The organism is Synechococcus sp. 65AY6A5 (assembly GCF_002760415.1).
In the GTDB taxonomy this organism is placed as follows: Bacteria; Cyanobacteriota; Cyanobacteriia; order Thermostichales; family Thermostichaceae; genus Thermostichus.
This window is the reverse complement of the sequence record NZ_AXUW01000001.1, coordinates 925,865-937,269: the sequence shown is the minus strand read 5'-3', so window position 1 is coordinate 937,269 and position 11,405 is coordinate 925,865. Positions and strand designations below refer to the sequence as shown.

General features: G+C 59.5%; 8 protein-coding genes and 1 pseudogene. 4 read left to right on the top strand and 5 right to left on the bottom strand.

All coding sequences use genetic code 11. From position 1 onward, the window contains the following. Positions 1 to 1,013: transposase (locus SYN65AY6A5_RS04375; protein ID WP_240530980.1), on the top strand; the 1,013-nt coding region annotated here is incomplete at its 5' end. A 26-nt stretch (positions 1,014 to 1,039) separates the two neighbouring features. Then, positions 1,040 to 3,883 carry a tetratricopeptide repeat protein gene (locus SYN65AY6A5_RS04370; RefSeq protein ID WP_168174236.1) on the top strand — a complete coding sequence of 948 codons (2,844 nt, stop codon included), beginning with the start codon at positions 1,040 to 1,042 and terminating at the stop codon, positions 3,881 to 3,883. Here SYN65AY6A5_RS04370 and SYN65AY6A5_RS04365 read toward each other — a convergent pair. The 3 genes from SYN65AY6A5_RS04365 to SYN65AY6A5_RS04355 all read right to left on the bottom strand — a co-directional run bounded on the left by SYN65AY6A5_RS04365 (position 3,870) and on the right by SYN65AY6A5_RS04355 (position 7,218). Next, entirely contained in the window at positions 3,870 to 5,024 is a 1,155-nt protein-coding gene (locus tag SYN65AY6A5_RS04365) for a hypothetical protein (protein ID WP_099883973.1), read from the bottom strand. The two genes, SYN65AY6A5_RS04370 and SYN65AY6A5_RS04365, sit on opposite strands and share 14 nt — an antisense overlap. A 91-nt stretch (positions 5,025 to 5,115) precedes the next feature. Continuing rightward, positions 5,116 to 5,703, bottom strand: coding sequence for an FkbM family methyltransferase (locus tag SYN65AY6A5_RS04360; RefSeq protein ID WP_099883971.1), 588 nt, complete (start codon positions 5,701 to 5,703; stop codon positions 5,116 to 5,118). Positions 5,704 to 5,724: 21 nt separating this feature from the next. Beyond that, on the bottom strand, positions 5,725 to 7,218 hold the full coding sequence (locus SYN65AY6A5_RS04355; RefSeq protein ID WP_099883969.1) for an FkbM family methyltransferase: 1,494 nt from the start codon (positions 7,216 to 7,218) through the stop codon (positions 5,725 to 5,727). A 136-nt stretch (positions 7,219 to 7,354) separates the two neighbouring features. On the opposite strand from SYN65AY6A5_RS04355, the gene SYN65AY6A5_RS04350 reads away from it, so the two are divergent. Both SYN65AY6A5_RS04350 and SYN65AY6A5_RS04345 read left to right on the top strand, forming a co-directional pair. Further along, positions 7,355 to 7,951 carry a hypothetical protein gene (locus SYN65AY6A5_RS04350; RefSeq protein ID WP_143597107.1) on the top strand — a complete coding sequence of 199 codons (597 nt, stop codon included), beginning with the start codon at positions 7,355 to 7,357 and terminating at the stop codon, positions 7,949 to 7,951. Positions 7,952 to 7,982: 31 nt separating this feature from the next. Then, a complete protein-coding gene (locus SYN65AY6A5_RS04345; RefSeq protein ID WP_099883965.1) occupies positions 7,983 to 8,864 on the top strand; it encodes a hypothetical protein in 882 nt (293 codons plus the stop codon). Between the two features lie 54 nt (positions 8,865 to 8,918). Here SYN65AY6A5_RS04345 and SYN65AY6A5_RS04340 read toward each other — a convergent pair whose 3' ends face one another. Next, the gene (locus SYN65AY6A5_RS04340; protein ID WP_099883963.1) at positions 8,919 to 10,187 is read right to left on the bottom strand and encodes a class I SAM-dependent methyltransferase; all 1,269 of its coding nucleotides are present in this window, start codon (positions 10,185 to 10,187) and stop codon (positions 8,919 to 8,921) included. 39 nt (positions 10,188 to 10,226) lie between these two features. Further along, positions 10,227 to 11,306: pseudogene (locus tag SYN65AY6A5_RS04335) on the bottom strand (ABC transporter ATP-binding protein); the annotation flags it as partial. Positions 11,307 to 11,405 lie beyond the last annotated feature (99 nt).

The following is an 11,405-nucleotide window of genomic DNA, read 5'->3' as shown; positions in this document are numbered from 1 at the left end:
AACAGGTGTGCAGACGGGTAGCGGGTTCCCGCAAAGTGGCTAAGCAGAAAAAGCGTCCCGTCAAGGAGTTTAAGAGCGGCTTTGTTACCTACGACACTCGCATCTTTTCGTTCCGTCAAAAAGACTGGACGGTGTCGCTGACCACGGTGGAAGGGAGAGAACGCTTTGAGCTAGCCATTGGTAACTACCAGAGGGGAATGCTGGCTGGCTCTAACCCCAAATCGGCCACCCTAGTCCAGCGGAAGGACGGCTCCTACTCCATCCAGATTTGTGTCGAGGCAGAGCCCCCCAAGCAACAGAACACCGACAAGGTGATTGGGGTTGACCTGGGGCGGCGAGACATTGCACATACCTCCGAAGGAGACAACTGGAATGGACAGCAGCTGAGCAAAGTCCGAGATCACTACTGTCGGTTAAGAGCGTCTCTTCAGCGCAAGGCCAGTAAGGGCACCCGCAGTTGCAGGCGGCGATGCCGTCAACTGCTGCAACGGCTGTCTGGCAAAGAGAGACGCTTTCAAGCTTGGGTGAACCACAGTATCGCTAAGCGCATCGTTAAAGCAGCTCAATCTCTTTCTGCCTGCATTGCCATTGAGGACTTGAGCGGCATTCGAGAACGCACCAATCAACACCCCCGCAGTCGTGAGGAGCGGCGGCGTAGCAATAGCTGGGCGTTCTACCAGCTGCGGCGGTTTATCGAATACAAGGCTGTGAGGGCGGGTGTCAAAGTGGTAGTTGTCCCTGCGGCCTATACCTCGCAGATCTGCCACAAGTGCCTGCATATTCATCCCGACTCCGCTCAATCCTATCGCAAGGGTAAGCAGTTCAAATGCGGGCACTGCGGTTGGGAAGGGGATGCGGATTTTAACGGTGCGAAGGTGATTGCGCTTTTGGGGGCTGCCGTAAACCAGCCTAGAGGTTCGTGGTTGGCTTGCCAACTGCAGGGCTACCGTTCGCGCCAGCGGGCCGGAGGCCTTAAGCCCGCCCTGTACTGTGAAGCAGTCAGGGTCGGGTAGTTTACATGGGTGTAGGATTAGAGGTTATGAAATCTAGGGATCCAGGCCAAGTGACACCCGATGCGCTGATAGCTACTTTGGAAGTGGCCATCCGCCACCATCAGGCGGGGGATCTGCAGCAGGCGGAGGCGGCCTACCGCCAGGTGCTGGCTCTCCAGCCCGACCAACCGGAGGCTCTGCATTTTCTGGGCATCCTCTGCTACCAGACGGGCCGCCTTGAGGAAGCCGCGGCCCACATGGCCAAGGCCACTCAGCTGCGGCCAGAGCAGGCAGCCTTTCACAGCAACTTGGGGGCGGTGTACCAGGCGCTGGGCAAGCTGGAAGCAGCTATCGAATGCTACAGCCAAGCGGTGGCGCTGCAGCCGGATCACCTGCAGGCCCTCTTCAACCTGGGCCTCTGCCACTTCCAACTGGGCCAGTATGACCAAGCCGAGGAGTATTACCGGCGGGCCCTGGCCCTGCAGCCCCAAGATCCTCAGATTTTGACAGATTTGGCCCACATTGAGCGGCAAAAAGGGCGGCTGGCAACGGCCATTGAGCATCTGGAGCAAGCCCTGGCAGCCGAGCTTACCCCCGAACGGGCACAGCAGTTGGCGGAGCTCTGCCGCGAGGCCGGGCAGTTGGAGCGCTCCGCTGAGCTCTATCGGCAGCTCCTGGAGCAGGATCCGCAGCAAGCGGCCTTGCACAATGGCTTGGGCTTGACCTTGGCAGAGCAAGGGAAATGGGAGGAGGCCATTGCCGCTTTCCGCCAGGCGCTGGAGCTGGATGGGCACTTGGTGGAAGCTCACATCAACCTGGGCACTGCTCTATTGGAGCAGGATCAGCCGGAGGCGGCCATCGCAGCCTATCGGGCGGCTTTGGCGCTGCAGCCGGATCGCCCGCGGGTTTACTTCAACCTGGCCACAGCCTATCGCAAGCTGAAGCAGCCGCAACGGGCGTTGGACTACTACCATGTGGCCATTGGCCTGCAGCCTGAATATGCCGAAGCTTACCGGGGCTTGGCGAGCTTTCTGTCGGATCGCGGGTTGCGCAAGGTGTTCCCTTGCGGCATGGCCGATAGCATGGCCCACCTCAGCCGCGCTCTGGGTGTGCGGCCCAACCTGGCCGAGGCCTACTTCGAGGCCGGGTGTCTGCTATTGGATCAACTGCGGTTTAAGGAGGCCATCCCCCTGCTGGAGAAGGCGCTGGAGTACAAGCCCGATTTTGCCCTGGCCTACAACAACCTGGGCCTAGCCTATCGGCACTTGAACGATCCGGAAAAAGAAGAGATCCAATATCGGCAGGCGCTGGTGCACGACCCAGAACTGGGAGAAGCCTACTGCAACTTGGGGCTGTTGTTGCAAAGTCAGCATCGCAATGAGGAAGCCCTGCCGGTTTTGCAGGAAGCGGCCCGCCTCAAGCCGGACTTCCTGGATGTTCACCGGGCGCTGGGATCCGTTTACAAAGAGCTGAACCGCCTAACCGAGGCGCTGGAATCTTTTCAGCGCGCCCTGGAGATCAACCCCGAGGATCCTTCCACCTATGCAGGGTTGGCGGGCACCTTCCTCCAGCAATGCCGCCACGAGGAGGCCATCAAAGCCTACCGCAAGTCGGCCAAGCTGGCTCCGGGGGTGATCGCCTTCCACGGCAACATCCTCATGGGCCTGCACTACGCCCCCGATTTCGATCCCGAAGAGACCCTGCGGGAGCACAAGAAGTGGGGGGATGCCACCCAAGCCTCGGTGGCCCATCTGCGGCGGCCCTACCACCGGGATCGGGATCTGAAGCGGCCTCTGCGCATCGGCTACATCTCCGGAGATTTTAAGCTGCACTCCGTGAGCATGTTTTTTGAGCATGTCTATAACCACCACGACCACGAGCGCTTCCAGATCTACTGCTATTCCAACGGGCCGTATTCGGACATCGTGACCGAGCGGATGAAGGAAAAGGCTGACGGCTGGCGAGACATCCACAAGATCCGCTCCGATGTGGAGGTGGCCGACCTCATCCACGAGGACAAGATCGACATTTTGGTGGATCTGGCCGGCCATACGGCCTACAACCGCTTGGGCGTGCTGGCCCTCAAACCTGCCCCCCTCCAGGCCACCTATCTGGGCTACCCCAACACCACCGGCCTGACCTTGGTGGACTACCGCATCACCGATGCCTATGCCGACCCGCCGGGCATGACGGAAAGGTACCACACAGAAAAGTTGATGCGCCTGCCCAAAAGCTTTCTCTGCTACAACCCTGTGGATATCTTTCCGCCGGTTTCCGAGCTGCCGGCCCTCTCGGCGGGCTACATTACCTTTGGCTGCTGCAACAACCCCACCAAAATTACCCCCAACGTGGTGGCCGTGTGGGCGGAGATCCTCAAGCGGCTGCCCAACGCCCGCATCCTGCTCAAAAACATGCGCTACACCGACCGCAGCGTCTGCGAGATCTTCTGGGGGCACTTCGAGCGGCACGGGGTGGAGCGGCAGCGGGTGCACCTGGTGGGAGATCGCCGCAGCATTCCAGAGCACCTCCAGATCTACAGCGAGATTGACATTGGCCTAGATCCTTTCCCCTACAACGGCACCACCACCACCTGTGAAACCCTCTGGGGCGGCGCGCCGGTGGTGGTCTTGGCAGGCAACGCTCATGTCTGCCGGGTGGGGGTCTCCATCCTCACCAACGTGGGGCTGCCGGAGCTGGTGGCCCAAACGCCGGAAGAATACGTGGAAATTGCCGTGAACCTGGCCACGGATCTGGAGCGGCTGCGGCATCTGCGCCACACCCTCCGGGACAGGATGGAGCAATCGCCCCTGAGGGATCCGCAAAGCCATGCTCGCGCTTTGGAGCGGGCCTATTGGCAGATGTGGAAAAACTTGGTGGTCAGCGGTCAGTAGGTTCCTCGGATTCCGAAGGAGCCACCTGCTCGAAAATGTCCCACAGCTTGGCGGCCACTGTTGCCCAGCTCAGCTCCTTGGCACGTTCCAGCCCCTTGGCAATCAGAGGAGAGCGTACCGGGTAGCTTTGAATGCGCTGCAAGGCGTCAACCAGCTCTTGAAGAGAGCCTTGGCAGAGCAGGGCTGTCGAGTTCTGCAAGGGATCCTTATCTTTTTTCTCTCCAGAGGCAGTTGCCGACTCCGAGCCGGAGGCATTTGGCTGCTCATCCCGGTAATGCACCACAGGACAGCCGCAGGCCATCGCCTCAAGGGGGCTGCTGGGCCGAAAGGTGGAGTGGAAAACCAGCGCCAGAGCCGAGGAATAGGCGCAGGCAAGCTCGGGATTGTTCAGGCTGAGGTAGCGAAGGCCTTCTCGTTGGGGCAGTTGCGCTTTGACAGGATCCACCTTCAGAGGACTGGGAAAGGCAAAGACCAGCTCGGTGCGGGAGAGCCTTTGGCCCTGCAGGATCTCCCAAGCTTGGCTGACAGCCTGGATGCCACGGTAATCAGCCAGCTGTTCGGGCAAGACGGCCAAGAAAAAAGGGCGAGTCAACTGAAACTTGCGGCGAAACTCGGCCATGGCATCGGGAGCAGCCGGCTTGGCCCAGCCTTCAATGGCCGGGTAGACTAGCGACATCTGCTCGGGAGGGATCCCGGGGTAGTGGGTTCGGAAGCCAGCAAGCACTTCATCGGAGAAGAAAACGTAGTGGGAAGCAGCCAAGATGGCGTTTTTCTTCTCGATGTATTCCGAGTGAAATTGGCTGCCGGCCTCTGCTTCTAGGTCGTAGATGAAGGCGATGGAAGGGGTGGAGATGGGGGTGGTGTAGCCGGTGGAGAGAAACAGCCTGGCCTTGAGCTGGTCGCAGGCGCTCTGCAGGCCGGTGCGATCCTCATCTGCCTCTGCAAAAGCAAAGCGGGGGATCTCGGAAAAAAAAGTTCCCGGTGGCAACCAAGTTTGCCCGCGGGTGAGCACCACAAACTTCGTTGCCTTCTTGGCCTTGACCCACTCTTCAATGAGGCTCAGCCACAGGTAGGACTGATCCAAAAGTGGAGAGCGAGAAAACCCTTCCGACTGCCAGATAACCCCGTCGATGACGATCATCCCCCACCTCGTCTTGGCAACTTAAGAAACATTGAGAGCGGCAAACATTTTGGCCAGGTAGAAGTCTTTGTAGCGGGTTTGGGCAATTTGGTCATGGACGCCCAGGATGAAAGCTACCAGAATCCACATCGCTAAAAAGAGGCTGGTTTTTGTAGAGGGGTATGTACTCGACTTCTGTTTGGATAACAGTAACACTCTGTAGAGTTTTTCTAGCGCCCCGGATAACATCCAGCTCGGCTCCCTGAACATCCATCTTCAGAAAGTCCACTTCGCCCAGCTCTGGAATATCATCCAGGCGGGTGGTCTGGACTTCCTCAACCCGAGTTACCCGACAAACTTCTGCCAAGTTCTCAAAATGTTGAGCCAGCTCCTGATTGGGCTCATAAAGAGAGGAGGTGTAGCCGGTATTATTGGTGAAATAGAACTTGCGACGGGATCCATCCCCAATGAAATAGGGAAAGTATTGCCGCTTCACTTTGTCGGCGCGAGGAGCCTCGGCTAGGGCTCTGGCGTTGAGCTTTTCACACTCTTCCTTCTGGGGCTCAAATCCTATCACCTGGGCATGTCCTTCCTGAACCAGCTTGTCGAAGTTATCGCCGCCCAGAAACATCGCCCCCACGTCCACAATTCGGATAAAAGGCATGTCTTTGTCGAGGATCTCGCTAGTCGGGAAAGGCATTACTCTACTCCACAGAAACGGCTAGATCAGACCGGCTTTGCTCGCCAGAGAAAAGCGATTCGGATGCACGGCAACCAAGTTTGACGCAGTTGGCGGTTGGACAGAGGCCTGAACAATGCTGAGATCTTGGATCACTGGGTTATAGACATAAATGAGATAACCCAATTCGGCAAGAAGCTTCGCCGACTCCAAACCTGAAAACTGGCCGATATTTTGGTTTCCAAACAGGATTACCGGGCTGCAGGTCTCGATAAGTTTTCTCCCCCCCTTCAAAACGGGAACTTCTGCCCCTTCCACATCGACTTTGAGCAAATCAATGTCGGGGCTGCCCTCTGAGATCCACAGCTCGTCTAAGGTAATTTGCTGCACCGGCTTGGTTTCTTCTACAACCGACATGGGATCCGTGACGATGCGGTTGAAAACGCTGGCCCCTTCACAGACCAGGTAAACCTCGCGGGACTCTTCGCCTACCGCAGCTTCCACAACTTGCACGGATTGGTCGAGCTTGTTTTGAGCGACCGTTGCCTGCAAGCACTGCACACATCCCGGCGTAGGTTCAATGGCATAGACTTTTCCAGACTCGCCCACACAGCGGGCAAAGAGAAAGGTGTAAACGCCAACATTGGCGCCGACATCGATGGCCCGCATGCCGGGCTTGAGGATTTGCCGACACAGCTCAATTTCGCTTTCAAACCAGCGATCCTGGGCCAGCAAAACAAAGGTAACGATGCTTTTGAGGTCGGGCTCCAACCTGAGCTTGTATCCTTCGTACTGAGTCCAAATTTCTGGCTTGGCTGGGGAGGGTGCCTCTTCGGCGGCTTCAGCAGCGGCCTCTTCCGGCTTGGGAGGGGGGGGAAGGTAGCGATCGAGGGCCAGTTGCAGCACCTGGAGGGCCCTCTCTTTCTGGTCGGGGTAGCGGCTGGCAATCCGCTGCAGCAGAAAAGCCCCCTCCGGCTGCGCCTGAGCCACGCCGTTGAGGGCAATCACCAGTTGCGCTTCCAGATCCGTAGGGTCAATGGCTGCCGCCAGGCGCCAATAGGGCAACGCCTCAGGTCGGTAAACCACACCGCTGTGGTGGGCCAGCCAACGGGCCAGGGTGTGGAGATAGCGCTCGTGTAGATCTGGCTGAGATGAGGCAGCGGCTTTGGCCGAGCGGCGGCTCTTTTTGCCAGCCAAGCTGCTGGAGGCCAGCTTGGGGGGATCCCAGACCAACCGCAGCTCGGAGCCGGCCAAGCCCAGGCTGGGATCCTCTAAGTAGCGCTGGGTGAGGAGGCGGGAGAGCAGCTCTTTGCCTTCCTGAACAGCCGTCAGTGGGCTGCCCAAGGCCAAAAGGGCGTGCAGGCGGTTGAACTGGCAGAAAAGGTGATCCGGATCCAGATCGAGGCCTTGCCGCCAAGCGGCCAGAGCCAGGGCCCAGGCAGCGCGGCGCTCGCGGGCGGTCTTGGCTTGCTGCGCCCGCAAGTAGTGCGATATCCCTAGCTCGTTGTAGTCGTCAGCAGTGGTGGGGATCCCCATGGCTTCGCTAACTAAGCTGCTGAATTATCCTACCACCTTGCCGGAGCTGCACTGGGTCTTCTGAACAGGCAGAAGAGAAGGCGGAAAAAGTTTGGTAACCTAGGAGAGCGATGCCGCTTGTGGTTGAGGGATGTTCATGGTACGCCGTTTCCCCGTCTGGATTGCTGCTGCCGCCTTGGCAGGGGGGATTGCCTGTACGCAGGCAGCTCCTGTGCAAACTCCTGACCAGGTGGTGAGCACTTTCATCGCTGCTGCCGAGAAGGGGGACTGGGGCACGGCAGACAGCTACCTGACGGAGCGCTTCAGCAATGCCCTCCGGCCGGGATCCCTGCCTTCGATTTGGGGCACGGTGGGGAAAAACGTGCAGGTGCGCAACCAAGAGGTGACCGGGAAGACGGCCTATGTTTGGGTGGAGGGCACCGACTCGCTGGAGGATGCGGCCCAGCGCCTGGGGCTGGATCCCTTGACGTTGCGCAAGTATTTGACCCAGCCGGATCTGGCGGATCCCACCTATCAGCAGTTGGCCCCGCAGTTGGTGGGGATGCGCCTGGAGGGAGAGACGGTAACCTCCCGCGTCAAGATCACCCTCTACCAGCAAGATCGCGGCTGGCGAATTGAAGTGTGGCAGCCGGATAAGCCACCTGCTGCTTCGGGATCCCAGTCGGAAAACCCAGAAGAGACAGAAGCAGCGGATCCCGGTGAAAATTCTGCATCTCCAACCGAGAACCCCTAGGACTGTTACCTGCAGGGAGATTGGGGAGGGTGTGGATGTGAGAGCGTGGTTTTTCCTGGTGCTGGCTTTGCTGCCTCTGGGGGGCTGTTGGCAGGCCAAAACGGCTGAAGAAACGCTGCGGGAGTTTGTCCAGGCGGCCAATGCTCGGGATTTTGCCACGGCAGAAGCCTTGCTCACCCCGCGGCTGCTGAAAGGGATCCCTCCGGGGGCCTTGGATCAATCGTGGCCCTCAGCGGAGGAGTTTACGCTCACCCCCATCCAAGCGGTGGGCAATACGGCCATTTTCCGGGTGGAGGCAATCCTGAAGCCAGAAGCGGTGGTGCCGACTTTGGGTTTCCAGTTCACTGCCGAGGAGCTGCAACGATTTTTAACAGAGCCGGATCGGGAGGATCCCCGGTTTCGCCCTTTTCGCTCTCAGTTGGGCTTCTACGAGCCTTTGCCGGAGGGTCGGCTGCGCGCAGTTATGGAGGTTACCCTCTATCGCCAGGCCCAAGGGTGGCGGGTGGAGTTGGCTCGGCTGCAGCCTTTAAATACAGAGGTTCTCTACGAGCCAATCAAGTTAGCGGAAGAAGCACAGCCTTTCCAACTAACTGGGACGGTGCGGCTGCTCAACCGCAAGGAGGGCTGGATTGGGGTCAACTTGGAAAAAGTCAGCCCCAGCTTGGAGCGCTACGCGGGCACGTGGGTCTCGGTGGTTCCTGCTGAGGAGGTGCAAGTGACTCGCCTTGGCCGTTCTGCCAGCTGGCTGGATCTGCTCCCGGGAGATGTGGTGGAAATGGAAGGCACCGTTCGGTTCGCCGTCAACGTCGATGCGGAAGGATCGATCCCGGCGGCCATTCGGGCCGAGCAAATCAGGGTGCTGCAGACCCTCACCCCCAGCCCCTCTCCCAGCCCAAGCGCTCCGCGTCGCTAAACGCAAACACCCCCGGCCCCTCTCCCAGGGGGAGAGGGGGGTAGGTTCTTGAACTCAACGCAGCGGCGAGTGCAACAGCACCACCAGCCGCTCTTCCAGGAACTTGAGATTGGCCACCACTTGGTTAAAGGCCTCTTCCGGGGTCCAATCCATGAGATCTAGGGCCTTGGCCGCCAGGGCCTGCACGGGCACAGGCTCTTCCCCAAAGACGTCGATTAGCCAGCGCACCGAGAAGGGATCGATGACAATGTTGCCTTCAGATCCCGGCCAGCCATTGATGTTGACCGGGCCGTTGTCGCGGATGGCGTTTTCAAAGGCCAGCTTGGCATTGAGACGGATCAACAGGGGATGGGCCTGCACGGAGCCGTTTCGCCATTCTTCCAGGGTAAAAGGGGCTGGTGGGGTGGGGCGAGGATGGCCGCACCAAAAATCGATCAGCCGGGTCAGGTTGGGGAAAATCAGCTCGATAAAGTGCAGCAGCTCCTCTTGGCTGAGCTTTTTGATGTGGCGCAGGGCATAAGGGACAGGCTTGGTGAGGACTCGCTCCAGCTTCCACTGCTGCCAATTGACCATGCTGATGAACTCCAGCTCCGCCTGGCGCAGCATCTCAAACACCTGGGGCACCGTAAAGCCTTTGTCGCTGCGCAGCAGGAAGTTGGCCAGGATCCCGTTGGTGGTTTTGATGGCGTCCCCCTTCCAGTGGCTTTTGACGAAGCTGCCTTCGTGGAGGGCATCCATCAGCTCCCTGAGGATGGGGACAGCCTTGGCAGCGGGCTCGTCCATCACCCCCAGCAGCTCCATGGCATTTTGCATGTTGAAAATAAACTGGCGCTGGTAAAGGCTGTGGACATTGGTGCGGATGATGCCGTCTGGTTTGAGCACCTGGCGCATGCCTTTCAGCCCCGCCACCGGATCGTCCAGCAGGTAGAGCACGTCATTGCAGGCGATGAAATCGAACTGCTCCCCCAAGGCTTGCAGGTCGGTGATGTCCATCACCTCGAAACGCGCCTCTTTGATCTGGTGGAACTCGAAGCGCTGCCGGGCCATCTCCAGCGATTTCGGCGAGATATCCACCCCAACAAAAGAAGCGCCTGGGTTGGCCGTGGCCAGGACCAGGGTTTCCCAGCCGGAGCCGCAGCCGGCGTTGAGCATCACTTTGCCCTCGGGTTTGACCACCTTGCGCTCTCGTACATAGCAGGCGGTGGTGTAGCTGTTGGCAAACAGGGCAAAGGTATCCGTAACCGTCTGCTCAATGGGGACGTTGGGATAGGGAAATTCGTCAAACTGCGCCTGCACCAACTTCGAGGCAGATTGCTCCGGCATAGGGATCCCTTTTTCTCTGGAGCTTATGGTAGCCAATCCTTAACTGAACAGGGCCTGTGTTGATCCCAGCCGCTCTTCGGTCTGGGGATCAAAAAGGTGGAAGCGATCCATGTCGAAGACCACTTCGGCCCATTGGTTGACGCGCAGCTCGGTGCGGGGATCCACGCGGGCCACAAACTCCTGCTCGGGGAGGATCCCTTCGGGGTCAGCGGCGCTGAGGTGGAGGATGACCTCGCTGCCCATCTGCTCGGCGACCGAGACTTTGGCCCGCACGCGGGCGGGCTGGATCCCTGGGGGTTGGTACTGGGGATCGTGGATGTTTTCCGGGCGGATGCCGAAGATGACCGGCTGGCCGGCGTGGGGCCGATAGGGATCCGCCTGGTGAGGGGGGATGGGCAGGCGGAAGGCGCCGGTATCGACCCAGAGGGTGCCCTCTTGTTCCCGCAGCTTGGCCTGGAAGAAGTTCATGGCAGGGCTGCCGATGAAGCCGGCCACAAACAGGTTGGCGGGGCGGCTGTAGAGGGCCTGGGGAGTATCCACCTGCTGCAGGCGGCCATCTTTCATGACGGCGATGCGGTTGCCCATGGTCATGGCTTCCACCTGGTCGTGGGTGACGTAGATGAAGGTGGTGCCCAGTTGCATGTGCAACTTGCTGATCTCGGCCCGCGCCTGCACCCGCAGCTTGGCGTCGAGGTTGGAGAGGGGCTCATCCATCAAAAACACCGCCGGGTTGCGCACAATGGCCCGCCCGACGGCCACCCGCTGCCGTTGCCCACCGGAAAGTTCCTTGGGCTTGCGGTTGAGCAGGTGTTCGATCCCAAGGCGCTTGGCCACCCCCCTAACCCGGCTTTCGATCTCCGCCCGTGGCAGGCCGCGCAGCTTGAGGCCAAAGGCCATGTTCTCGGCCACGGTCATGTGGGGGTAGAGGGCATAGGATTGGAAGACCATGGCGATATCCCGATCCTTGGGGGGGATATCGTTGACCACTCGGTCGCCGATGTAGATGGAGCCGGCGCTCACCTCTTCCAGTCCGGCCAGCATGCGCAAAGAGGTGGTTTTGCCGCAGCCGGAGGGGCCGACAAAGACGAGAAATTCCCCGTCTTCGACGGTGATGTTCAGCTAGAAATCGCAGGAGCCCCGCACTGTACCCGTAGGGTCAGTGCCGGGAGGAATGCGAGGTTACAATAGAACCATGACCCAAGTCCTGACCGTCTCCTG

Coding starts and splice junctions, on each gene's coding strand:
- SYN65AY6A5_RS04370 (WP_168174236.1), top strand. CDS start 1,040: ATGAAATCTAGGGATCCAGGCCAAGTGACACCCGATGCGCTGATAGCT.
- SYN65AY6A5_RS04365 (WP_099883973.1), bottom strand. CDS start 5,024: ATGATCGTCATCGACGGGGTTATCTGGCAGTCGGAAGGGTTTTCTCGC.
- SYN65AY6A5_RS04360 (WP_099883971.1), bottom strand. CDS start 5,703: ATGCCTTTCCCGACTAGCGAGATCCTCGACAAAGACATGCCTTTTATC.
- SYN65AY6A5_RS04355 (WP_099883969.1), bottom strand. CDS start 7,218: ATGGGGATCCCCACCACTGCTGACGACTACAACGAGCTAGGGATATCG.
- SYN65AY6A5_RS04350 (WP_143597107.1), top strand. CDS start 7,355: ATGGTACGCCGTTTCCCCGTCTGGATTGCTGCTGCCGCCTTGGCAGGG.
- SYN65AY6A5_RS04340 (WP_099883963.1), bottom strand. CDS start 10,187: ATGCCGGAGCAATCTGCCTCGAAGTTGGTGCAGGCGCAGTTTGACGAA.